We start from the raw sequence: 22,443 nt of genomic DNA on the forward strand, positions 1-22,443 counted from the left end.
GGGCCGTGCGCGCCATGCGATGAAGCGGTGCCCTCAATCCCGATCGTCTTCCTCATCCCCGCGCGAAAGCTGCGGAATCACCTTCACCAGCAGGATGCGCGGCCCGTTGGTCTTGCGCACCACCACGTCGAACTTCGGAAACTCGATGCGCTGCCCCTGCTTCGGGATGTCGCCCAGCTTGGCCATCAGGAGGCCGCCCACCGATTCGACTTCGTCCAGCCCCATTTCCTCGTTGTCGATGTCGATGCCGAGCACCCGCTCGAGCGAGACGATCGGCAGGCTGGCCTTGCCGATGAAGGTGCCGTCGGTCTGCTTCATCCAGTCGTTTTCGTTGAGGCGGAATTCGTCGCGGATCTCGCCGACGATGGCGCCGAGCAGGTTGTCGAGCGTGATGAAGCCGACCGGGCGCTTGCCCTTTTCGCCGATCAGCGCGAAGTGCGGCGCGCCGCTGCGGAAGCGCCGGAACAGCTCGATCGCGGGCGTGCGCGCGGAAATCATCTCGACCGGGCGCAGGTATTCGGTGAGGTCGGTGGTGTCCTTGCCGGCCTGGCTTGCGAAGAACAGGTCCTTCAGGTGGATCACGCCCAGCACTTCCTCGCCGTCCGCGTCGAAGTAGGGGTAGCGCGAGAAGCGGTTGCGGCGCATCGTGTCGAGGTTCTGCTCGAGCGTGCGGCTGGCGTACAGCGCGCTGACCTCGTTAATCGGGCGCATCAGGTCGGACACCGAGTGCTGCGAGAACTCCAGCGACTGGGCCAGGATGTGGCGCTCGTCGTAGGTGAATTTTTCGCCGCGCGTGCTGGTGTTCGAACGCAGGATCATCTTCAGCTCGTCGTTCGAATAATGCGTCTCGTGGCTGCCGCTGCCTGCCAGGCCGGCGATGCGCAGCACCAGGTTGGCGCTGGCGTTGAGCAGCCAGATCGCCGGGTACATCGCCCAGTAAAAGCCGTACAGCGGCAGCGCGCTCCACAGGCCGATCGCTTCCGGGATGCGGATCGCCAGCGACTTCGGCGCCAGTTCGCCCACCACGATGTGCAGGAACGAGATCACGCCGAACGCGATCACGAACGAGACGCCGTGGATCACCTGCGGGCTGGTCACGCCGACGATGGCGAAGGCCGGCTCCAGCAGCGCGGCGAAGGCCGGCTCGCCGACCCAGCCCAGGCCGAGCGAGGCGAGGGTGATGCCGAGCTGGCAGGCCGACAGGTAAGCGTCGAGCTGGCCGTGGACCTTGGCCAGGATGCGCCCGCGCAGGCCGGCGGTCTTGGCGATCGCGCGCACGCGCGTCTTGCGCAGCGTGACGATGCCGAATTCGGCCGCCACGAAAAAGCCGTTCAGCACCACCAGCAGCAGCGCGAGAACGACGAGGAGAACATTATGCATATCGTCTTAGTTGGTTACGTCCTCCCGGCAAAGGCCGGGCGGCGGAATCTTTATTGTAGCGCTCAGCCGGCCGCAGCCATCCCATCCTGCGCCGCCGCCAGCATCGCCTCGACGGCCGGATGCTGGATCTTGCGGTCGTTCGAGATCATGTAGAACTGTTCGCGCACGCCGGCCGCGACGCCCACCTGCGCCGCGCCGAACTGCTCGGCCACGTCGGGCGCCAGCGTGGCCGGGGCGAAGAACAGGCCGAGGCCGCGCCGCCCGAAGGTGCTGACCAGTGCATTGTCCTCGAACTCGCCGACCACGTCGGGCCGCACGCCGTGCTGCACGAACCATTCGTCGATCTTGCCGCGCAGGGCATTATTACGTGTCGGCAGCAGGAACGGCGCGCTGTTCAGGTTGTTCGGGAAGCCTTCGCGGTAAACCTCGGCCAGCGCCGGCGCGCCCACCACCACCAGCTCGCTGTCGAACAGGCGGTGGCTGAACACCTTCATCGTGCCGCCCGCACGCACTTCGCGGTCGGTCAGCACCACGTCCAGCTTGTGCAGGGCGAGGTCGGCCAGCAGCGCCTCGAACTGGTCTTCGTAGCAGACCAGGCGCACCGGACGGTTCATCTGCGTGGCCGCTTCCAGCATGCGGTAGGCCGACAGCTTGGGCAGCGAATCCGAGATGCCGACCGTCAGGCGCAGGCGCCCGCTGTCGGCCTCGTGCAGCGCTTCCTGCATCTGTTCGCCCAGCAGGAAGATCTGGTCGGCGTAGCTCAGCGCCAGGCGCCCGGCCTCGGTCAGCACCAGGCGCCGGCCCTGCTGCGCGAACAGGGTCTTGCCGAGCGACTGCTCGAGCAGGGTCAGCTGGGCGCTGACGGTCTGCACCGCCAGGCCCAGGCGCTCGGCCGCGCGCGTGATGCCGCCTTCCTTGGCCACCACCCAGAAGTAGTACAGATGACGGAAATTGATTTCGTTTTTCATACCTGATGTCAAATACTGAGGTTTTACCGAAGTAACTCTCATATTATCTGCGCTTTTTACTTCAGGCGCACAGCTTTAGACTGCTTCCCTGTCAATCGCGCCATCGTATCGCGCAAAGACTCATATAAATACAGGGGTGCTGCAAATGAAACATTTTAGAGTGTCGTTCATCGTCACCGCGCTTTGCCTGGCATTGTCGGCCTGGTGGGGCTACGAACACGCGGGCATCGCCGGCGCACTGACCGGCATCGGCGTCGCCGCCATCCTGGCGGTGATGGAAGTCTCGCTCTCGTTCGACAACGCGGTGGTCAACGCCTCCGTGCTCAAGACTTGGAGCCCGTTCTGGAAGAAGCTGTTCCTGGGCGTCGGCATCATCATCGCCGTGTTCGGCATGCGCCTGCTGTTCCCGCTGGTGATCGTCGCGGTGGCGGCCGACATCGGCATGATCGACGTCTGGCACATGGCCTTGCAGGATCCGAAGCAGTACTCGATGCACCTGACCAACCACCACGCTGAAGTGGCGGCGTTCGGCGGCATGTTCCTGCTGCTGGTCTTCCTCAACTTCCTGTTCGACGACGAGAAGGAACACCACTGGCTCGGCAACGTCGAAGAGAAGTTGGCGTCGTTCGGCAAGACTTCGTCGATCTCGGTGATGGTCGCGCTGGGCACGCTGATGGCCAGCCTCGGCCTGGTGACCGAAGCGCAGAAGATGGTGGTCCTGATGTCGGGCTTGTGGGGCATCCTGGTCTACGTCGGCGTCGACGTGCTGTCGAACCTGCTGGAAAAGTCGGAAGCGGGCGCGGAAGGCGTCGGCAACATGGTCGTGAAAGGCGGTATCGGCGGTTTCCTGTACCTGGAAGTGCTGGATGCGTCGTTCAGCTTCGACGGCGTGATCGGCGCGTTTGCGATCACCAACGACGTCGTGATCATCATGCTGGGCCTGGCGATCGGCGCGATGTTCGTGCGCTCGCTGACGGTGTACCTGGTGGAGAAGGGCACGCTCGACCAGTTCGTCTACCTGGAGCACGGCGCGCACTACGCCATCGGCATCCTGGCCCTGATCATGTTGGCCAGCATGAAGTTCCACGTGCCTGAGCTGGTCACCGGCCTGGCGGGCGTGGCCTTCATCGGCGCCTCGGTCTGGTCGTCGATCCGGTATCGCAAGAAGCAGGAAGCGCTGGGCGGACATGCCAAGGCCGTCGCCCACGCTGAATGAAGCAGACAATGAAGCAAGCAGTGAAACAAACAAACTCGTTGTACAACCACGAAGCATCGTAAAAGGAGAATCACCATGGCAATCAGCCTGCAAAAAGGCGGCAACGTCAACCTGTCCAAAGAAGCGCCGGGTCTCACCAAGCTGCAGGTCGGCCTTGGCTGGGACGTGCGCTCCACCGACGGCGCGGCGTTCGATCTCGACGGCGTCGTGTTCATGCTGAACGCGAGCGGCAAGGTCCGCGGCGACGGCGACTTCATCTTCTACAACAACCTGCGTTCGACCGACGGTTCGGTCGAGCACTCGGGCGACAACCGCACCGGCGCCGGCGAAGGCGACGACGAGACCGTCAACATCGACTTGTCGAAGGTGCCGGCCGACGTCGAGCGCATCGCCTTCGCGGTGACGATCCACGAAGCCGACGCGCGCCGCCAGAACTTCGGCCAGGTCGCCAAGGCCTTCGTGCGTTGCGTGAACGGCGCCAACGGCAGCGAGATCGCACGCTACGACCTGTCGGAAGATTCGTCGACCGAAGCGGCGATGATCTTCGGCGAGGTCTACCGCAACGGCGCCGACTGGAAGTTCCGCGCCGTCGGCCAGGGCTTCCAGGGCGGCCTGGGGCCCCTGGCCAAGAACTACGGCGTGAACGTCTGAGCGAGGAAGCGCGATGCCTAGATTTACTGTGACCGGGGACATCGACCCCTTCCTGCACGTCGCATTGAAGCAGGGCGAAACCATCTACTGCGAGTCCGACGCGATGGTGATGATGGAAGCCACGCTCGACCTGAAGGGCAAGATGAAGGGCGGCCTGGGCAGCGCGCTGATGCGCACCTTCGCCAACGGCGAGTCCTTCTTCCAGCAGCACATCGAGGCCACGCGAGGCGACGGCGATTGCCTGCTGTCGCCCACGCTGCCCGGCGCGATGCAGGTGGTCGACTGTGGCCCGAGCCAGTACATCATCAGCGACGGCGCGTTCGTCGCGGCCACCAGCGGCATCGATTTGCGCGTGCGCACCCAGAGCCTGGGCAACGCGCTGTTCGCGCAGAGCGGCGGCTTTTTCGTCACCGAGACGGGCGGCCAGGGCCAGGTCGTGGTGTCCGGCTTCGGCTCGATGCACATGCTGGACGTCGAGCCGGGCAAGGACGCGATCATCGACAACGCCCACGTGGTCGCCTGGGACAGCCTGCTCCGCTATGAAATCTCGATCACCACCGGGACCAGCGGCGGCTTCCTGGGCAACCTGATCAACAGCCAGACCAGCGGCGAAGGCATGGTGCTGCGCTTTTCCGGGCGCGGCAAGGTGTTCGTCTGCTCGCGCAACCGCGACGCCTTCAAGGCCTGGATGCAATCGCCGAAGGGCTAATTTTTAGGAGTACATCATCATGGCAGTCAATCTCACCAAAGGGCAGAAGATCTCGCTCGAGAAGGAAGCCGGCGGCGCGCTGTCGCGCGTCACCATGGGCCTGGGCTGGGACGTCGCGCAGAAGCGCGGCTTCCTCGGTTTTGGCGGCGGCAAGGGCGATTCGATCGACCTGGACGCGTCCTGCGTGCTGTTCGACGACAGCAACCGCCCGGTCGATGTGGTCTGGTTCCGCCAGCTGAAAAGCCGTGACGGCAGCATCACGCACACCGGCGACAACCGCACCGGCGCCGGCGATGGCGACGACGAGCAGATCGTCGTCGAACTGAATCGCGTGCCGGAGCACGTCAAGTCGCTGGTGTTCACGGTGAACAGCTTCACCGGCCAGAACTTCGCGCAGGTGGCGAACGCTTTCTGCCGCCTGGTCGATACCGCTTCCAAGCGCGAAGTCGCGCGCTACGATTTGTCGGTGCAGAGTTCGCACACGGCCCAGATCATGGCCAAGCTGTACCGCCATAACGGCGAATGGAAGATGCACGCGATCGGCGAGAACGGCAGCGGCCGCACCATCGACGAGCTGCTGCCGCAGATCCTGCCGCACCTGTGACTGCAGACGCAGATATTTTCAGCTTTCTAAAAAGCGCCTTTCAAAAGGCGCTTTTTTTATTTGGTGATGGGACGACAAACGCGTTCCTCTGGCGTGGGCGGTCTGATTCCTCTTGCGGGCAAAACTTCTTTTTAGTTAGAATTTGATAGATTTTGCTAAAATGGATTATAACTTAATTAATTATTGCGTCGAAAAATTCACTGTTTTTGCTATGTAGTAAAGCAAATCTCACTACTTGTCACTTAAGAAAATACTATTTATAAATAGATACATTTTTTTCTTGACTGCTTCAGTTTTTGCGTCAATACTCCATTCACTTCGGTGCGTCACGGTTTAAATCGCACTGCGGTGCAGACTGAATGGATGAAAGATTCGTCTATTTATTTGCTAGTTCTTAACAATCAAAGCAAACGGAGTTGGAATGCAAGAGCTGAATCTGCAGGAAATCGAAGAGATTTCCGGTGCCGGTATCATGTATTACGTTGGCTACGCGATCGGATATGTGATTTCCGCGAGTCGAGTTGCTGATGACGAGTGGGCATGGTCGGGTGGCGGTTGATACCGCTCCCTTTTATGTCGGAAATTTTAGTTTTTAATAAAAAGGGAAGTTAAATGCAAGAAATGACAATGCAGGAAATGGATGAGGTCTCCGGTGCTTTAGGTCCGAAAGATCTGGTTTGGGTGGCTGACCAAATTACCGATTTCGTTCGCGGTTTTAGTGCTGGCTGGGATGCTGGCGCTCAGAAGTAATAATTTTGAGTAGAAGAGCCCGGCCTTGTGCCGGGTTGATCGCAATTTGGAAAATTTTTTCTTCCGTTTACATCAGAAAAGCCGGCCGCTCTTCTTTATTTTGCTGCTGCTTGCATCAACAATTCCATTTGTTGCATCGTACTTATTTCCTGACGACAGGCCAGGCTTAATTGACCAGTTGGGTTATATAAAATATTTTCTTGCACTTGTTTATGCTCCTTTATTTGAGACGCTGATATTGCAACATATACCAGTACGATTTTGTGCTCGGAAAGGTTTAGTGGGTTGGCGTTGTATGGCTATCGTGATCGCTCCGTTCGTATTGGCACATATTTCGCTATCCTTCAGCCCGTTACCTTTATTAAATGGATTATCTGGTGGGACTGTTTTAGGTATATGTTATCTGACATGCTCCAAGTTGTCATGGCGCTATGCGTTCGCAATAACAGCTGCGCTTCATTTTTTTCATAATATTATTGCGTTAATTCTGGCAAGTTTCTTTTAAATTAAGCAATCTGGCGAGGCAGAAATAGATGGATCCATTCCTGGATGGCGACCATCTTTTCGTAAGTATCAGTCGGCAAGAAGTTGATTGTTTTTTGTGTACAAGGTTGACCTTCAAGTGACGAGCTTTCCCCCCCGTGTTTCCTCCAGTTCCCGTCCCCTGTTTCGGAAACAAGCCGTTGAGCGCGCAGGTATTCGCCAGTATGGATCCGTGAGCCTTGCGCAGCCGGTGAGCTTCCGAGTGCTGACGTGGCTGTTTGTCGCAATCGCCGTAAGCATTGTGGCATTCTTCTATAGTTTTTCTACTACCAGAAAAGCCCAGTGCCAAGGTGTTCTGCTGCCTTCTGCAGGTGTCATTAGAATCGTTCCGATACAGACTGGTACCGTCAAGTTCAGACGGGTAAAGGAAGGTCAGCATATTTCAGCTGGAGATGTATTGTTCGTGTTAAGTAGCGATCGCAGCGCGGCGGCTGGCGATGCCCAAAAGACGATTTCGGCCTTGCTCAAGACCCGTCGTGACAGCTACCGCGACGAGCTAAAGCAGCTGGAAATGCAGGCATACCAACGTGCGGATGCATTACGCAAGAAAATGACCGACATAACCTCGGACTTGGATAGACTCAACGAGCAGATTGCACTCCAGAAACAGCGTGTGGTACTCTCAGAACAGTCGTGGCAGCGCTACAGCGATTTGCAGGCATCTCACTATATTTCTTCAGCCCAGGCCCAGGATAAGCAGGCAGAGTTGCTGGACCAACGCCAACGCTTGAGTGACTTTTTCCGTACTAAAACCGCCACTCAGCGAGACTTCGACGCAGCGAATGCCGAATTGCGTGATCTGAATATCCAATCCAAACGTGATGCGGCTGCACTACAGCGCAATATTTCAACTGTTGCACAAGACTTGACCGATAGCGAAGCGCGTCGCGAGATTTTGATTCGCAGTCCCCAGTCCGGTGTAGTTACGGCCATTACTGCGGAAGAGGGGCAAACTGTGTCGAGCGGCCAGGCTATTGCGTCCGTATTGCCCTTGGATGCTGCCTTGGAGGCGGAGATCTACGCGCCGTCGCGCTCTATAGGATTCGTCAAGCCCGGCATGCAGGTATTGCTGCGTTACCAAGCCTATCCTTATCAAAAGTTTGGGCAGCATACCGCCATCATCACCGAGGTCGCAAATACGTCATTGCGTCCAGACGAGATGGCTCTTCCTGGAGCGACCCTGCCAAGCGGTAGCGTGGCCGAACCCTTGTATCGGATCCGTTTGAAGCTAAACAAGCAAACGATAAAGGCATACGGCCAGGAAATGCCACTCAGGTCGGGAATGCTGGTGGATGCAAGCGTTTTGTTAGAGCGTCGCCACCTGTACGAATGGGTCCTTGAGCCGATATTCAGTATCTCTGGACGTATGTAATTTTTTTACTGAATCTGCCTAGCTCTGGCAACACGCCGAAATACATTTTTTTTGTAAAAGACCAATGAAATTTCAAGCTTCGCCTCATCTAACTTTCTGGCGCTCCAATCGTTTGCCAGTATTGCTTCAGACCGAGGCAGCCGAATGCGGCTTGGCCTGTCTCAGCATGGTTGCCAGTTATTGGGGGCACCAAATCGATATTGCCAACATGCGCAGAAGATATTCGGTTTCTCTCAAGGGGGTCACACTAAAAAGTATCATCGCTATGGCGCAGGGCTTATCGCTGAGCACACGTCCGTTGAAGCTGGACATGCAGCATCTACCAGACCTCAAGTTGCCATGCGTCTTGCACTGGGATCTCAACCATTTCGTTGTCTTGAAATCGGTGTCGGCAAATAATGCTATCATCCATGATCCAGCAGTTGGCGAGCGTAAACTTCTGCTGGATGATTTTGCAAATCATTTCACTGGCGTCGCACTTGAGCTATCGCCAACGGGCGCTTTTAAGAAACAACAGGAGACCGCAAAATTTTCCATGCGGTCGCTTATGGGTCGAGTTGCCGGCCTGCGGCAGGGCTTGGGTCAGATTCTGCTTTTAGGTCTGGCGCTGCAGATCTGTCTATTAGTGGCCCCTTTTTACCTGCAATGGATTGCCGACGAAGCCCTAGTGACATCCGACCGCGATCTTGTTACCGTACTCGGACTGGGTTTTTTGGCCTTGGTGACTGTGCAGACGGCAATCGGCGCCGTGCGCTCGTGGGTGACGACTATTTTGTCCACTAGTCTGAACTTTCAGTGGTTCGGAAATGCCTTCACTCACTTAATGAAACTTCCGCTGTCTTACTTCGCAAATCGGCATAGCGGCGATATAGTTTCACGCTTTAGTTCTATCCAGACCATTCAACGTGGAATCACCACGCAATTCATCGAAGGCGTGATAGACGGCGTGTTGGCAGTTGGAACGCTAGGCATGATGCTTTTTTATAGCGTAAAATTGGCGAGTGTCGCCTGTGCTGCGATTGGATTGTACGTCTTATTGCGCTGGTTGATTTTTCGGTCTTTGCGTGCAGCTACTGCCGAGCAGATCATCCATGCGGCTAAGCAACAGACCCACTTCCTTGAATCCGTGCGAGGAGTGCAAAGCGTGCGCCTGTTCGACCGCGCTGAAGAACGGCGTGCTGGCTGGATGAATATCCTCGCCGATCAGTTCAATGCCGATCTGCACATTTCGAAATTGGCAGTTTCATACCAGACAGCAAACACATTTTTGATTAGTGCAGAGCGAATCATCGTCATCTGGCTCGCTGCACTCGCCGTACTGGACAATCAGTTTTCTGTCGGGATGTTATTTGCTTTTATCAGCTATAAAGACCAGTTCAGCCAGCGGACAGCGAGCCTCGTTGATAAGTTGTTTGAGTTTCGCATGATGAAGCTGCACGGCGAGCGCCTCGCAGATATTCTAATGACCGAACCTGAACAGGATGTCCAAGATGCAGAAATCGACATGGAAGGGATTACTCCTTCCATCGAATTCCGAAATGTATCGTTCCGGTACGCCGATGGTGAACCCTACGTGCTCAAGCAGCTCAATCTTACTATTCCGGCTGGACAGTCCATTGCAATCACGGGACATTCAGGTTGTGGCAAAACTACCCTCATGAAGTTGCTGCTGGGATTGGTTGAGCCCAGTGAAGGAAATATCTTGATTGGCGGAATCGAGATCGGACATCTCGGATTGTCGAACTATCGCAAAATGATCGGTACGGTAATGCAGGACGACGCCTTGTTTTCAGGGTCGGTCGGTGACAACATCTGCTTTTTTGACCCGTCCCGCAACCAAGCCGGTATTGAGGCATGCGCCCAGCTTGCTTCAGTACATGCTGATATCGTCATGATGCCAATGGGGTACAACACGCTGATCGGTGATATCGGTTCTGGCTTGTCGGGAGGTCAGATGCAGCGCGTTCTACTTGCGCGAGCACTATATAGAAAACCCAAGCTACTTGTCCTCGATGAAGCAACAAGTCATCTAGACATACACAATGAACAAGCAGTTAACACGGCGATCAAGCAGTTGCCTTTAACCCGCATCATAGTGGCCCATCGGCCCGAAACGATTGCCATGGCTCAGCGCGTTATTGTCTTACACCAAGGCGCAGTGATGCAGGACACCGTTTTGCTAAAGCAGGCTCCGGTTACAGCATGAATTGAGTCCTGAGCCGGTCGGGTGCCGCCGCTGCTTGCTTCAATGCCCACTCAGTACCCCTTCTTCTGCACCAGCGCCGTCCCGGTGCCATGCCGCTTGCCTTCGCTGACCGCCGTCACCGTGCCGTCCGGGTTGAACACGATGGCGTTCGCCGCGCCGATCTCTTCCGGGCTGACCGTCCACTTGTGCCCAAACGCTTCCAGCGCCTTGGCTTGCGCGCTGCCGGTGAAGCCGGCTTCGACCTCGGTCGCGGCCTCGTTGCGCTCGGACAGGCGCGGCGCGTCGATCGCCTCGTTCATCGGCATGCCGAAGTCGAGGTAGTTGACGATGGTCTGCAGCACGGTCGTGATGATGGTCGCGCCGCCCGGGCTGCCGATGGTGAAGGCCGGCTTGCCGTCCTTGAAGGCGATGGTCGGCGCCATCGACGAGCGCGGGCGCTTGCCGGCTTCCGGAATGTTGGGGGCCGGGCCGCTGAAGTCGAAGTCGGTCATCTCGTTATTCAGCAGGAAGCCGTAGCCCGGCACCACGATCCCGCTGCCGCCCCAGGATTCGATGGTGAAGGTGTACGACACGATATTGCCTTCCTTGTCCGACACCGTCAGGTGGGTCGTGTGCACGCCCTCGCGCATGATCTGGTTCTGCATCGGGCGCAGCGGGAAGCTCTGGTCGTTCTCGTATAAAAAGGCGTCGCCGGCCGGGACGATCTTGGGCGCGGCGCGGTTCGGGTTGATCAGCGAGCGGCGCTGGGCCGCGAACTGCTTCGACAGGATGCCGTCGACCGGCGCGTCGACGTATTCCGGGTCGCCGAGGAAGGCGTTGCGGTCGGCAAAAGCGAGGCGGCTGGCTTCCAGGTAGAGGTGCTCGGCATTCGCGCGCGGCATCGACTTCAGGTCGTAGCCCTCGAGGATGTTGAGCGCTTCTGCCACCGTCACGCCGCCGCTGCTGGGCTGCGCCATGCCGTACAAATCGTAGCCGCGGTAGGTCGAATGCACCGGCTGGCGGATGCGCACCTCGTAGTTGGACAGGTCGGCCAGCGTCATGCCGCCGGCGCGCACCGAGGCGCCCGCGACCAGCGGTGGGCGGTTGACCGCGTCGACCACGGCCTGCGCCATCGGGCCTTCATAAAACGCCTTGTAGCCGCGCGTGGCCAGTTCGCGGTAGGCCTTGGCCAGGTCCGGATTCCTGACGATCGTCCCGACCGGGAGCGCCCGGCCATTCTTGAGATACAGCTGGCTGGTGCTGCCGAACAGGCTGAACTTCTTTTCGTTCTCGACCATCAGGCCGTGCAGCGTCGGCGTGACCGGATAGCCCTTGGTCGCGACCTGAATGGCCGGCGCCAGCACCTGCTTGAACGACATCGTGCCGTAGCGCTCGAGCGCCTCGTGCCAGCCGCGCACCGTGCCCGGCACGCCCACCGACGCGCCGCTGGCGACCGCGGTGTCGAAGTCGATCGGCTTGCCGTTTTCCTGGAACACGGCCGGCGTGAACGAATTCGGCGCGGTCTCGCGGTGGTCGATCGTGACCACGCGCTTGTCCTTGGCCAGGTAGATCACCATGAAGCCGCCGCCGCCGATGCCGCAGCTGAACGGATCGGTGACGCCCAGCGTCGCGGCCGCCGCCACGGTGGCGTCGATGGCGTTGCCGCCCTTGTTGAGGATGGCGAGCGCCGATTGCGAGGCCTTTTCGCTGATGGTGGCGACGGCGCCGCCGGTGCCGGTGGCGACCGGCGGCGCGGCGAAGGCGGCGGGGCACGCCAGCGCGATCGCCAGCAGCAGGGGTTTGACGTGGGTGGTCATGGTCGGGGTGGTGTGGAAGTGAAAGGGACAGTGGACGCGGAAGCCGGCGCGCCGGCCTGGCTGATCCTGAGCGTGACGGCCAGCGGGTCGGCCGCGTGCGCGCCTGCGCCCGCGCGCGCGGGCGGGAGCGCGCGCACGTCGAGCGACACGCGCGCGCCGTGCAGCGCGTTGGGCGCCGCCACGGCCTGGTCGGGACCGAGGCTGAACTCTTCGCGCCCGCCCGGGCCATCGACGATGAAGCGCAGGATCAGCCGTCCGGCCCAGATGCACTGGGTGTTGGCCGGGCAGCGGCTGTCGCTGAAGCTGTCGTAGGTGAGCGTGGTGCCCGGCGCCAGGGTCACGCTCTGTTCGGGCTGGAGCGGATAGACGCCGTCGCGGATCGGGTTGACCGCGCAGCCGCCCAGGGCGACACCGGCTGCCATGGTGAAGGCGGCCGCGATGGCAAGGGGACGAGGCGGGAACCGCGATGGCATCATGGAGCATTCGGACATTTGCATTAAGCAAATAGTATCAAAACGCGACGCCTGCACAATTCGCGCTCCGGATGGCGTATCCTGTTGAGCACTTGTCAACTCACCAGGAGACCCGGATGACGCGCTTGACCTCCGAGGATTTCGATCCCGAAGTCCTGAAACTGTTCGACGGCTACGTCCACGGACGCCTGTCGCGGCGCGACTTCCTGTCCCGCGCCGGCCGCTATGCCGTGGGCGGCGCGAGCGCGGCCACGCTGCTGGCGCAATTGTCGCCGTCGTTCGCCGCGCCGGTGGTGGCGCCGTCGGATGCGCGCTTGACCACGCGTTACCAGGAATTCCCGTCGCCGCAAGGCTACGGCAAGCTGCGCGGCTACCTGGCGATGCCGGCCAGCGCCAAGGGCAAGCTGCCGGCGATCCTGGTGGTGCACGAGAACCGCGGCCTGAACCCGCACATCGAGGACATCGCGCGCCGCCTGGCGCTGGACGGCTTCATCGCGTTCGCGCCGGACGCGCTGTTCCCGCTCGGCGGCTACCCCGGCGACGAGGACAAGGCGCGCGAGCTGTTCCCCAAGCTCGACCAGGCCAAGACGCGCGCCGATTTCGTCGCCGCGGCCCAGCTGCTCAAGACGCTGCCGCAGGCGAATGGCAAGGTCGGGGTGGTGGGCTTTTGCTACGGCGGCGGCATCGCCAACTATCTCGCCACGCAATTGCCGGATCTGGGCGCGGCGGTGGCCTTTTACGGCATGCAGCCGGCAGCGGCCGAGGTGGCGCACATCCACGCGCCGCTGCAGTTGCACGACGCCGGCAAGGACGAGCGCATCCTGGCCGGCTGGCCGGCGTACGAGGCCGCGCTCAAGGCCAACCACGTCGACTACCAGCATTTCGTCTACGCCGACGCGCAGCACGGTTTCAACAACGACACCACCCCGCGCTTCGACGAAGCGGCGGCCAAGCTGGCGTGGAGCCGCACGGTTGCGTTCTTCAAGGACAAGCTGGGCAGCTGAGCCGGCGGGCATGCATGCCGGCCTCGGAAGTCGAGCGATACTGCAACTGCAGCTGCAGCGCACGCGGCGCTGGCGCACATCAGCGCGGTATTGCGCCCGGCGCGCGGCGAATCATCGGGCGTGAAAACCCGGGTCGCATGCACCATCGTGCCTACGGGCTGGAGGAAAGACGTCGATCGATCGCCGGATCGGTGCACCGAAAGAAAAGGCGCCCCGGAGGCGCCTTTTTTCGTGTTGCGCTAAATCAGAGGCGAATCACGCGCGGCTGACACCGTCCACGAAGCCTTGGGTAAAGTCGTTCAAGCCTGCGCCGAGCCACATCATAAGCGCCGCCGCCAGCAGCAGGTTGCGGTTGGTCTTGCGATAGCCCACCGCCAGCAGCACCAAACCGATGATTTCGATCAGATAGAAAGAAAGTGTGTCATGTACGTCGACTTGTGATTGATGAGTCCGCTAGGGTATCAGATCGGCAAGCTCGTAAATACGCATATTGTCACTGCATAAGTGACCAAAAAAAAGCGCCCGAAGGCGCTTTCCTGATGCTGCGGTAAGGAATCAGACGTAAGCGGCCAGCGCCGTTTTCATCTTTTTCAGTGCTGCGGTTTCGATCTGGCGGATACGCTCTGCCGACACGCCGAACTCCTCGGCCAGCGTGTGCAGCGTGGCGCCCGAGCCGTCGTCGTTGGCCAGCCAGCGCGCTTCCACGATGCGGCGCGAGCGCGGGTCCAGCTTGCCCAGGGCCGTTTCCAGGCCTTCCGACTGCAGGCGCACCACTTCTTCGGCTTCCAGCACCTTGGTCGGTTCCTGCTGGTCCGACGACAGGTAAGCGATCGGCGAGAACTTGTCGTCTTCGTCGTCGGTCGGCGCTTCCAGCGCGATGTCGCGGCCCGACAGGCGCGTTTCCATCTCGATCACTTCTTCGCGCTTGACGTCGAGCATCTTGGCCAGGTCGTCGACTTGCTGCGGCGACATAGCGTCCAGGCCCTGCTTGTTGCTGCGCAGGTTGAAGAACAGTTTGCGCTGGGCTTTGGTCGTCGCGACCTTGACCAGACGCCAGTTCTTCAAGATGTATTCGTGCATCTCGGCCTTGATCCAGTGCATCGCGTAGGACACCAGGCGTACGCCCTGGTTCGGGTCGAAGCGCTTGACTGCCTTCATCAGGCCGATGTTGCCTTCCTGGATCAGGTCGGCGTGCGGCAGGCCATAGCCCAGGTAGCCGCGTGCGATCGACACCACCAGGCGCAGGTGGGACATCACCATCTTTTGCGCGGCGTCCAGATCGTTGTCGTCGCGCAGCCGCTTCGCCAGCGAGATCTCTTCCTCGTGGGTCAGCATCGGCAGGCGGTTCACCGCGGAGATATAAGCGTCGATATTGCCGAGATTGCCGTTGAAACCCAGTCCAAGAGCACGGCTGCCGGTAGGTACCAATGCGGATTGTGCGGACATGTTCACTCCCTCGTAAAAAGCTGCTGCATCGTCAATGCCATAAAGGCTGCCCCGGAGGCGCGGCGATTATGGGATGCGGACGGGATGCTTTCAATAGCCAAACCCGTCGTGTACGGACAAGATATTAGCACTCTCTTGAGGTGAGTGCTAGCCGCCACCATATTTCCGCTGACGTCCTTAAGTTTCGTTAAAGTGTTGCTTACAGGAATCGAAAACGGATCGGTTCAACTGTAGAGGTGGCACTGTGATGCAGCTGATTTAAATCAAACGCGGGGCTTGAAACGTTTGAAATCGGTAGAAGATAGGTTATGCCTGCAAGTTACAGAGGTCTGTGAACTGGCGCACCTAGACATGTAGGCCGATGCCTTGCGTCCGCCGTGGACTTGACTGGCGAACAGCGGAAGAGTTCACAAAAACACAAGGCGTTCCAAGGTCCGAGTTCATTGCGGACACCGGCAATCTGCTCCATGACGTTCCTCGGCGCGATGCGCCGATTCCCCCTCGGCACCGACGACAACGCCCCCCAAGACGCGGGTTTCCTTATTGCTGCGCTGCGGCAGCCGGACGCGCGAGATTCCATGCCTATGCTACGTTCATGATCCAGGCAGGCCACCGGGACGGTATGCGCAACGTATTTACCAGAGGTTTGGCCTGCGGAATTCAAAGCACATCATCGTGAAGGAATAATGCAATGAGCAAGAATGCCGAAGCACGCGAATACCAGAATTTCGATACGCTGTTCATCGATGGCCGCTGGAAAGCCGGCGGGTCCAAGCCCAGGCCGAATCTGAACCCCTGGACCGAACAGCCGATCGGCGAGGTCGCCCAGGCCAACGAAGCCGACCTGAACGCCGCCTACGATGCCGCCACCCGCGCCCAGCCCGCATGGGCGGCCAAGCTGCCATCGGAACGTGCACAGGTGTTCGCCAAGGTCGCCCAGATCATGGACCAGCGCCGCGAAGAGATCATCGGCTGGATCGTGCGCGAAGCCGGGGGCACCCTGCTCAAGGCGGCGCTCGAGTGGAAGTCGGTGCAGGGCGTCATGCTCGAGGCGGCGTCGCTGCCGTATATGGTCGAAGGCAAGATCCTGCCCAACGACACCGTCGGCAAGGAAAGCCGCGTCTACCGCAAGCCGGTGGGCGTGGTCGGCGTGATTTCGCCGTGGAACTGGCCGTTCCAGTTGTCGGCCCGTTCGGTGGCGCCGGCCATGGCGGTCGGCAATGCCGTGGTGCTCAAGCCGGCATCGGACACCCCGATCACCGGCGGCCTGCTGTTCGCCAAGATGTTCGAGGAAGCCGGCCTGCCGCCGGGCATCCTGAACGTCATCCCGGGTTCGGGCGGCGAGATCGGCGATGCCTTCGTCAAGCATCCGGCGCCGCGCGTGATTTCGTTCACCGGCTCGACGCCGGTCGGACGGGGGATCGGCAAGATCGCCTACGAGGCCGCGATCATCAAGCGTCTCGAACTGGAGCTCGGCGGCGACAGCCCGCTGGTGGTGCTGGCCGATGCCGACCTTGATCTGGCGGTCGATGCCGCCGTGTTCGGCAAGTTCCTGCACCAGGGCCAGATCTGCATGATCTCGAACCGCCTGATCGTCGAAGCGCCGATCTACGACGAGTTCGTCGACCGCTACGCCGCCCGCGTGAAAGGGCTCAAGATGAATGGTCCGGACGATCCCGAAACCTTCATCGGTCCGATCATCAATCGCGACCAGCTGAAAAGCGTGCAGGAGACGATCGCCCTGGCGCGCGGCGCCGGCTACCGCGAGATGGCCGGCGGCGAGGCGCAGGGACTGCTGATGCCGCCGCACGTCTTCGCCGACGTCGAGCCGGAAGGCGCGCTGTACCGGCGCGAGATCTTCGGGCCGGTCGCGCCGGTGATCCGCGCAGCGAATGCCGACGAGGCGCTGCGCATCGCCAACGACACCGATTACGGCCTGTCCTCGGCGGTGTTCACGCGCGACCTGGAAAAAGGCGTGCGCTTCGCGCGCTCGATCCAGGCCGGCATGGCGCACGTCAACGACCAGCCGGTGAACGACTTGCCGTTCAGCCCCTTCGGTGGCGAGAAGAACAGCGGCATCGGCCGCTTCAACGGCCGTTGGGCGGTCGAGGCCTTCACCACCGACCAGTGGGTCACGCTGCAGCACGCGCCGCGTCCTTATCCGTTCGACGCGCGCATCCTGAGCCCGGGGACGTCGGAAAGCGTGGGCGGCTAAGGCCGCTGGAGGGATGGCCGGTGCCCCGTCCGGGCGGCGCCGGTCCCTGACTTCATTACTTCAGCCGCGCCAGGTGGCGCTGCACCGACAGCATGGCGCCGGCCAGCCCGAGGCCGGCGCTGATCGCCAGCAGGGCGGCCAGGCCGAGCGGCGGCAGCGGCGCCAGCTGGAACTCGGACGCGTACAGGCGTGCGAATTCGGCGATGGCGGTATTGAGCGGACGCAGCGCGAGCGTTACCGCGCCCAGCGCCACCGCGCCGGCGCACAGGCCGAGCAGGGCGCCGGTATAGTAAAACGGACGGTGGATGAAGTCGTTGGTCGCGCCCAGCAGCTTCGACACGGCGATTTCCTCGCGCTGGGTCAGCACCTGCAGGCGGATCGTGTTGAACACCACCGCGATCACCACCACGCCCAGCGTCAGCGCCAGCAGCAGCAGCGCCATGCGCAGCACGTTCAGCAGCGCCGCCAGGCGCTTGACCCAGGCCGAGTCGACCTGCACCGAGTCGACGCCCGGCAGCGCGCGCATCTGCTCGGCCAGGCCGTCGACGCGCTCGGCGTCGGCGCCGCTGTTGGCGAAGCCGTCCAGCTTCATCACGTAGCTGTCCGGCAGCGGGTTGTCGCCCAGCGTCTCCAGCACGTCGGTCAGGCCGCTCTTGGCGCGCAGGTTTTCCAGCGCCTGCTCGCGCGGCACGAAGCTGACCTTGGCGTGGCTGCCGGCCAGGATCCGCTGCAATTGCGGATCGACGGCCTGGGCCTGGTCGCGCGTCGCGTCCTGCTTCATGAACAGGCTGATTTCGGGGTCGACCGACAGCTCCTGCGACAGCGGCCGCACGTTCTCCAGCAGGGTCACGCCGGCGAAGGGCAGCGCCAGCGCCACCGCCACCACCAGCACGTTGAACAGGAAACTGCCGGGCGTCTTGCGCACCTGGCCGAAGGCCGCGCCGAGGGCGAAGCGATGCTGGCGGAACCAGACGTTCATGCTTGGCCTCCCGCGGCATGGCCGGCGACGTCGCCGATCGCATCGGCCACCAGCGCCCCATGTTCGAGGCGGATCACGCGTGCGTTCGACGAGCCCAGTACGAAGTCGTCATGGGTCGAGATCACGCAGGTCACGCCGACCGAGTGGAACGCGCGCAGCGCGTCGAGCACGCGGTCGGCCGCGGCGCGGTCGAGGTTGGCGGTCGGCTCGTCGGCCAGGATGATCTGCGGACGGTTGACGATCGCGCGCGCGATCGCCACGCGCTGCTGCTCGCCGCCCGACAGTTCCACCGGCAGGGCGCCCGCGCGCTCGAGCAGGCCGACCTTGTCCAGCGCGGCGCGGGCGCGCCCCTCGGCCTGCCCCTTGGGCGAGCCGGTGACGATCAGCGGCAGCATCACGTTGGCCAGCAGGCTGCGGTCGTTCAGCAGGCGCTGGTGCTGGAAGATCAGGCCGAGGTTACGGCGCAGGAAGGGCACGCCGGCCTTCTTGATGCGGCCGATGTCCTGGCCGTTGACGATCACGCGGCCCGAGGTCGGGCGCTCGATCGCGGCCACCATCTTCATCAGCGTGGACTTGCCGGCGCCGGACGGGCCGGCCAGGTAGACCAGCTCGCCCTTGCCGATGTTCAGCGAGACATCCTGCAGGGCGAGCGCGTCGGCCGAATACTTTTTCGAGACGGACTGGAATTCGATCATGGGCACGGTCGATGGGCTCCGCAGCTTAACCGAGCAGCGCTTCGGCGAACTCGTCGGCGCTGAAGGGCTGCAGGTCGTCCAGCTTTTCGCCGACGCCGATGAAGTACACCGGCACCGGACGGGTGCGCGCGATCGCGGCCAGGATGCCGCCCTTGGCGGTGCCGTCCAGCTTGGTGATCACCAGGCCGGTCAGCTGCAGCGCATCGTCGAAGGCCTTGACCTGCGCCAGCGCGTTCTGGCCGGTGTTGCCGTCGATGACCAGCAGGACTTCGTGCGGCGCGTCTTCCATGCCCTTGCCGATGACGCGCTTGATCTTCTTGAGCTCTTCCATCAGGTGCAGCTGGGTCGGCAGGCGGCCGGCGGTATCGACCATGACCACGTCGACGCCGCGCGCCTTGCCCGACTGGACCGCGTCGAACGCGACCGCGGCCGGGTCGCCCGACGCCTGCGAGATCACCGTGACGTTGTTGCGCTGGCCCCAGACCATCAGCTGCTCGCGCGCGGCGGCGCGGAAGGTGTCGCCGGCGGCCAGCAGCACCGACTGATCGAAGCGCTGCATGTGCTTGGCCAGCTTGCCGATGGTGGTGGTCTTGCCGGCGCCGTTGACGCCCGCGATCATCATCACCAGCGGCGCATGGCGGCCCAGCTCCAGCGGCTTTTCCAGCGGGCGCAGCAGGTCGACCATCAGGGTCTTGAGGGCGGCCTTGACCGCGGCCGGCTCGAGCAGCTTGTCTTCCTTGACCTTGCGGCGCAGGTTGTCGAGCAGGTACTGGGTCGCGTCCATGCCGGCGTCCGACATCAGCAGGGCGCCTTCGAGTTCTTCGTACAGGTCTTCGTCGATGCGCGCGCCGACGAACAGCAGCGACAGGTTGTTCGAGGTCTTGGCCAGGCCGGCCTTCAGGCGCGACATCCAGGAGCGCTTGGCTTCGGCCGGATTGACCGGGCGTTCGGCGGTTTCGGGGAACAGCTGGCCTTCGTAGGCGGTGCCGATCGATTCGGCCGGGAGTTCGGCGTCGAGTTCGGCGCCGGCGGCGGCCTGGGCTTCGGCTTGTGCTGCGGCTTCCGGCGCGGCGGCATCGTCCGGCGCGAAGGCGGGCGTACCGTTGCTGCCGAACAGGCGTTGCAGAAAACCGGGCTGAGCGGGCGCCTCGGCCTCGGGGGCTGCCGGCGCCAACGCGGCGGCATCGGCCGGCGTCGGCTGCGCCGGGGTCTCGGCTTCAGGCTTTTTCTTTTTGAAAAAACTAAACATGGTGTCGTGGGGAGGAACTGCGTGCGGCGCCCGCCGGGGCGGACATACCAAAAAGGGTCGCGCGTATTCTACCAGAGCGGGCCACTGCGGCGGACGCGACACCGCTGAGCGCATGCCTGCGTCAGCTCAGCGATTTCGTGGCGAGAATGCATCGCATCATGGAACTTGGCGACACCGCTTGCTCAATCATGGCGAGCGCTGGGTTAGATTGTGCCTATATCAAGAAACTGAAAGGGACGCCATGATCTCCAGGTTCTTCAAGCGGCTGCTGACCGGCGACGCCGCGAGCGCCGGTGCGGCCTCGCTGCGCAACATCGTCGTCTGGCTCTTCATCATGCTGGTCGCGCTGTTCCTGACCCACCCGTCGGGCGGGCCGTTCAGCGCGTCCGACACGCCGGCGCCGTGGCCGGCGGAGCTGGGACTGGACGGGTCGCTGGGTCTCTGATGCCGCTGCTCAGGCCTTCTTTGCCGCCTGCGCATTCGCGCGGATCGTCTCCAGCGTCGCGTTCGGCGTGATCAGGTTGCCGTCGTAGCGCAGCTCGATCAGCGCCGGCAGCGAATGCGCGCGCGTGTACGCGATCGCGCGCGCGAGCGCGGGTGCGAAGTCGGCGGTGGCTTCGACCACTTCACCCTGGCCGCCGTAGGCCCGGGCCAGCGCCGCGAAATCCGGATTGTGCAACCCGGTGCCCGAGACCCGGCCCGGATACTCGCGCTCCTGGTGCATGCGGATCGTGCCGAACATGCCGTTGTTGAAGACGATGAAGATCACGCCGGCGCCGTACTGCACGGCGGTGGCCAGCTCCTGGCCGGTCATCATGAATTCGCCGTCGCCGGCGAACGTCACCACGCTGCGGGCCGGGTCGACGATCTTGGCGGCGACGCCGGCCGGCACGCCGTAGCCCATCGCGCCGCTGGTCGGGGCCAGCTGGGTGCGCATGCCGCCGTAGCGCCAGAAGCGGTGCGCCCAGGTGGCGTAATTGCCGGCGCCGTTGGTGACGATGGTGTCGTGGGGCAGGGCGGACTGCAATTCCTGCACCAGCTGCCAGAGGTCCAGCGGCGCCGCGCCATCTTTGAAAATCGGCGGCTGCTCCTGCCAGGCGCGCAGCTCGGCCTTGGCTTCCTCGACCGTATGACGCCAAGCGGAAGCATCGACCGGCTCCATCGCCGCCAGCATCCGGGCGGCTTGCGGCGCGCCGCCGGCGATCATCAGCTCGGCCTGGTAGACGCTGCCCAGCTCCTGCGGATCGGGGTGGATGTGCACCAGGGTCTGCCGCGGCACCGGCGCGGCCAGCAGCGAGTAGCCGCCGGTGGTCATCTCGCCCAGGCGCGGACCGAAGGCGATGATCAGGTCGGCGTCCTTCACGCGCGCGGCCAGCTTCGGATTGATGCCGATGCCCACGTCGCCGACGTAGTGCGGGTGGTCGTTGTCGAGCAGGTCCTGGAAGCGGAAAGCGCAGGCGACCGGCAGCGCGTTGGCTTCGGCGAAGCGCTGGACGTCGGCGCAGGCCTGCTCGGTCCAGGTGCCGCCGCCCAGCAGCAGCAGCGGCTTTTTGCTCGCGGCCAGCATGGCCCGCAAGGTGTCGACCTGCGCCGCGGAAGGCGAGGCTTGCACCGGCTGGTAGCGCCGGGTGTCGGCCACTTCGGCCCTGGACACCAGCATGTCCTCCGGCAGCGCCAGCACCACCGGCCCCGGCCGGCCGCTGGTGGCGACCTGGAACGCGCGCGCCAGGTATTCGGGGATGCGCTCGGCGCGGTCGATCTGCGCCACCCACTTGGCCATCTGGCCGTACATGCGGCGGTAGTCGATCTCCTGGAAAGCTTCGCGGTCCATGAAGTCGCCCCCGACCTGGCCGATGAACAGGATCATCGGCGTGGAGTCCTGAAATGCCGTGTGCACGCCGATCGAGGCGTTGGTCGCCCCGGGGCCGCGCGTGACGAAGCAGATGCCGGGCTTGCCGGTGAGCTTGCCGTAGGCCTCGGACATGAACGCGGCACCGCCCTCCTGGCGGTTGATGACGAAGCGGATGTTCGAGTCGTGCAGGGCGTCGAGCACGTCCAGGTAGCTTTCGCCGGGCACGCCGAAGGCGATGTCCACGCCGTGGACTTGCAGGGCGTCGACCAGGATCTGGCCGCCGGTGCGGGAGGGGTGCGTCATGGAGAGGGTGTCCTTATCGAAGAAGCATCGCT

The 22,443-nt window shown here is 62.2% G+C and carries 21 protein-coding genes; 11 read left to right on the top strand and 10 right to left on the bottom strand.

Going from position 1 to position 22,443, the window contains the following annotated elements:
• Positions 1-33 precede the first annotated feature (33 nt).
• Together FA90_RS23100 and nhaR are read right to left on the bottom strand one after the other, a co-directional pair.
• Entirely contained in the window at positions 34-1,380 is a 1,347-nt protein-coding gene (locus tag FA90_RS23100) for a hemolysin family protein (protein WP_036172955.1), read from the bottom strand.
• Positions 1,381-1,442: 62 nt separating this feature from the next.
• Entirely contained in the window at positions 1,443-2,348 is a 906-nt protein-coding gene (gene nhaR / locus FA90_RS23105; protein WP_036172959.1) for a transcriptional activator NhaR, read from the bottom strand.
• A gap of 145 nt (positions 2,349-2,493) precedes the next feature.
• Here nhaR and FA90_RS23110 point away from each other — a divergent pair, with 145 nt between their 5' ends.
• The 8 genes from FA90_RS23110 to FA90_RS23135 all read left to right on the top strand — a co-directional run bounded on the left by FA90_RS23110 (position 2,494) and on the right by FA90_RS23135 (position 10,399).
• Entirely contained in the window at positions 2,494-3,564 is a 1,071-nt protein-coding gene (locus FA90_RS23110) for a DUF475 domain-containing protein (RefSeq protein WP_036172963.1), read from the top strand.
• A 75-nt stretch (positions 3,565-3,639) separates the two neighbouring features.
• Entirely contained in the window at positions 3,640-4,215 is a 576-nt protein-coding gene (locus FA90_RS23115) for a TerD family protein (RefSeq protein ID WP_036172966.1), read from the top strand.
• Between the two features lie 13 nt (positions 4,216-4,228).
• On the top strand, positions 4,229-4,924 hold the full coding sequence (locus FA90_RS23120; RefSeq protein WP_036172969.1) for a TIGR00266 family protein: 696 nt from the start codon (positions 4,229-4,231) through the stop codon (positions 4,922-4,924).
• A gap of 19 nt (positions 4,925-4,943) precedes the next feature.
• Positions 4,944-5,528, top strand: a complete 585-nt coding sequence (locus tag FA90_RS23125; RefSeq protein WP_036172973.1) for a TerD family protein — start codon at positions 4,944-4,946, stop codon at positions 5,526-5,528.
• Between the two features lie 421 nt (positions 5,529-5,949).
• The gene (locus FA90_RS26690) at positions 5,950-6,087 is read left to right on the top strand and encodes a hypothetical protein (protein WP_156116815.1); all 138 of its coding nucleotides are present in this window, start codon (positions 5,950-5,952) and stop codon (positions 6,085-6,087) included.
• Between the two features lie 53 nt (positions 6,088-6,140).
• Positions 6,141-6,278, top strand: coding sequence for a hypothetical protein (locus FA90_RS26695; protein WP_156116816.1), 138 nt, complete (start codon positions 6,141-6,143; stop codon positions 6,276-6,278).
• A gap of 715 nt (positions 6,279-6,993) precedes the next feature.
• Complete coding sequence (locus FA90_RS23130; protein ID WP_239700920.1) at positions 6,994-8,193, top strand: HlyD family secretion protein; 1,200 nt, start codon at positions 6,994-6,996, stop codon at positions 8,191-8,193.
• A gap of 64 nt (positions 8,194-8,257) precedes the next feature.
• Positions 8,258-10,399 carry a peptidase domain-containing ABC transporter gene (locus tag FA90_RS23135; RefSeq protein ID WP_036172976.1) on the top strand — a complete coding sequence of 714 codons (2,142 nt, stop codon included), beginning with the start codon at positions 8,258-8,260 and terminating at the stop codon, positions 10,397-10,399.
• A gap of 50 nt (positions 10,400-10,449) precedes the next feature.
• On the opposite strand, the gene ggt is transcribed toward FA90_RS23135, so the two are convergent.
• Positions 10,450-12,195: a gamma-glutamyltransferase gene (ggt, locus tag FA90_RS23140; RefSeq protein ID WP_036172979.1), complete on the bottom strand. Its 1,746-nt coding sequence runs from the start codon at positions 12,193-12,195 to the stop codon at positions 10,450-10,452.
• Entirely contained in the window at positions 12,192-12,671 is a 480-nt protein-coding gene (locus FA90_RS25285; RefSeq protein ID WP_156116817.1) for a hypothetical protein, read from the bottom strand. Before FA90_RS25285 ends, ggt begins: the two co-directional genes overlap by 4 nt.
• A gap of 113 nt (positions 12,672-12,784) precedes the next feature.
• Here FA90_RS25285 and FA90_RS23150 point away from each other — a divergent pair, with 113 nt between their 5' ends.
• Positions 12,785-13,672 carry a dienelactone hydrolase family protein gene (locus FA90_RS23150; RefSeq protein WP_036172983.1) on the top strand — a complete coding sequence of 296 codons (888 nt, stop codon included), beginning with the start codon at positions 12,785-12,787 and terminating at the stop codon, positions 13,670-13,672.
• Positions 13,673-13,927: 255 nt separating this feature from the next.
• Here the strand turns inward: FA90_RS23150 and FA90_RS27555 are convergent, their stop codons facing one another.
• On the bottom strand, positions 13,928-14,059 hold the full coding sequence (locus FA90_RS27555; protein WP_275041321.1) for a hypothetical protein: 132 nt from the start codon (positions 14,057-14,059) through the stop codon (positions 13,928-13,930).
• 168 nt (positions 14,060-14,227) lie between these two features.
• Complete coding sequence (gene rpoH, locus FA90_RS23155; protein ID WP_036172986.1) at positions 14,228-15,118, bottom strand: RNA polymerase sigma factor RpoH; 891 nt, start codon at positions 15,116-15,118, stop codon at positions 14,228-14,230.
• A 691-nt stretch (positions 15,119-15,809) separates the two neighbouring features.
• Here rpoH and FA90_RS23160 point away from each other — a divergent pair.
• A complete protein-coding gene (locus FA90_RS23160) occupies positions 15,810-17,333 on the top strand; it encodes an aldehyde dehydrogenase family protein (protein ID WP_036172989.1) in 1,524 nt (507 codons plus the stop codon).
• Positions 17,334-17,388: 55 nt separating this feature from the next.
• Here FA90_RS23160 and ftsX read toward each other — a convergent pair whose 3' ends face one another.
• From ftsX to ftsY, 3 genes are read right to left on the bottom strand one after another with little or no spacing between them, the layout of a single operon-like run.
• Positions 17,389-18,312 carry a permease-like cell division protein FtsX gene (ftsX, locus tag FA90_RS23165; protein WP_036172992.1) on the bottom strand — a complete coding sequence of 308 codons (924 nt, stop codon included), beginning with the start codon at positions 18,310-18,312 and terminating at the stop codon, positions 17,389-17,391.
• Positions 18,309-19,007 carry a cell division ATP-binding protein FtsE gene (locus tag FA90_RS23170; RefSeq protein WP_051972033.1) on the bottom strand — a complete coding sequence of 233 codons (699 nt, stop codon included), beginning with the start codon at positions 19,005-19,007 and terminating at the stop codon, positions 18,309-18,311. The genes ftsX and FA90_RS23170 overlap by 4 nt, the downstream gene beginning before the upstream one ends.
• Before the next feature lie 25 nt (positions 19,008-19,032).
• Positions 19,033-20,256: a signal recognition particle-docking protein FtsY gene (gene ftsY, locus FA90_RS23175; protein ID WP_036172995.1), complete on the bottom strand. Its 1,224-nt coding sequence runs from the start codon at positions 20,254-20,256 to the stop codon at positions 19,033-19,035.
• 241 nt (positions 20,257-20,497) lie between these two features.
• Between ftsY and FA90_RS23180 the strand changes: the two genes are divergently transcribed.
• Positions 20,498-20,701 carry a hypothetical protein gene (locus tag FA90_RS23180; protein ID WP_036172996.1) on the top strand — a complete coding sequence of 68 codons (204 nt, stop codon included), beginning with the start codon at positions 20,498-20,500 and terminating at the stop codon, positions 20,699-20,701.
• 9 nt (positions 20,702-20,710) lie between these two features.
• Here FA90_RS23180 and FA90_RS23185 read toward each other — a convergent pair whose 3' ends face one another.
• Positions 20,711-22,411, bottom strand: a complete 1,701-nt coding sequence (locus FA90_RS23185; protein ID WP_036172999.1) for a thiamine pyrophosphate-binding protein — start codon at positions 22,409-22,411, stop codon at positions 20,711-20,713.
• Positions 22,412-22,443: the final 32 nt, after the last annotated feature.

This window comes from Massilia sp. 9096 (genome assembly GCF_000745265.1).
Taxonomy (GTDB): domain Bacteria; phylum Pseudomonadota; class Gammaproteobacteria; order Burkholderiales; family Burkholderiaceae_D; genus Telluria.

Excerpts from the sequence above, each read along its gene's own strand:
- FA90_RS23100 (WP_036172955.1), bottom strand. The coding sequence starts at position 1,380 with ATGCATAATGTTCTCCTCGTCGTTCTCGCGCTGCTGCTGGTGGTGCTG.
- nhaR (WP_036172959.1), bottom strand. The coding sequence starts at position 2,348 with ATGAAAAACGAAATCAATTTCCGTCATCTGTACTACTTCTGGGTGGTG.
- FA90_RS23110 (WP_036172963.1), top strand. The coding sequence starts at position 2,494 with ATGAAACATTTTAGAGTGTCGTTCATCGTCACCGCGCTTTGCCTGGCA.
- FA90_RS23115 (WP_036172966.1), top strand. The coding sequence starts at position 3,640 with ATGGCAATCAGCCTGCAAAAAGGCGGCAACGTCAACCTGTCCAAAGAA.
- FA90_RS23120 (WP_036172969.1), top strand. The coding sequence starts at position 4,229 with ATGCCTAGATTTACTGTGACCGGGGACATCGACCCCTTCCTGCACGTC.
- FA90_RS23125 (WP_036172973.1), top strand. The coding sequence starts at position 4,944 with ATGGCAGTCAATCTCACCAAAGGGCAGAAGATCTCGCTCGAGAAGGAA.
- FA90_RS26690 (WP_156116815.1), top strand. The coding sequence starts at position 5,950 with ATGCAAGAGCTGAATCTGCAGGAAATCGAAGAGATTTCCGGTGCCGGT.
- FA90_RS26695 (WP_156116816.1), top strand. The coding sequence starts at position 6,141 with ATGCAAGAAATGACAATGCAGGAAATGGATGAGGTCTCCGGTGCTTTA.
- FA90_RS23135 (WP_036172976.1), top strand. The coding sequence starts at position 8,258 with ATGAAATTTCAAGCTTCGCCTCATCTAACTTTCTGGCGCTCCAATCGT.
- ggt (WP_036172979.1), bottom strand. The coding sequence starts at position 12,195 with ATGACCACCCACGTCAAACCCCTGCTGCTGGCGATCGCGCTGGCGTGC.
- FA90_RS25285 (WP_156116817.1), bottom strand. The coding sequence starts at position 12,671 with ATGATGCCATCGCGGTTCCCGCCTCGTCCCCTTGCCATCGCGGCCGCC.
- FA90_RS23150 (WP_036172983.1), top strand. The coding sequence starts at position 12,785 with ATGACGCGCTTGACCTCCGAGGATTTCGATCCCGAAGTCCTGAAACTG.
- rpoH (WP_036172986.1), bottom strand. The coding sequence starts at position 15,118 with ATGTCCGCACAATCCGCATTGGTACCTACCGGCAGCCGTGCTCTTGGA.
- FA90_RS23160 (WP_036172989.1), top strand. The coding sequence starts at position 15,810 with ATGAGCAAGAATGCCGAAGCACGCGAATACCAGAATTTCGATACGCTG.
- ftsX (WP_036172992.1), bottom strand. The coding sequence starts at position 18,312 with ATGAACGTCTGGTTCCGCCAGCATCGCTTCGCCCTCGGCGCGGCCTTC.
- FA90_RS23170 (WP_051972033.1), bottom strand. The coding sequence starts at position 19,007 with ATGATCGAATTCCAGTCCGTCTCGAAAAAGTATTCGGCCGACGCGCTC.
- ftsY (WP_036172995.1), bottom strand. The coding sequence starts at position 20,256 with ATGTTTAGTTTTTTCAAAAAGAAAAAGCCTGAAGCCGAGACCCCGGCG.
- FA90_RS23180 (WP_036172996.1), top strand. The coding sequence starts at position 20,498 with ATGATCTCCAGGTTCTTCAAGCGGCTGCTGACCGGCGACGCCGCGAGC.
- FA90_RS23185 (WP_036172999.1), bottom strand. The coding sequence starts at position 22,411 with ATGACGCACCCCTCCCGCACCGGCGGCCAGATCCTGGTCGACGCCCTG.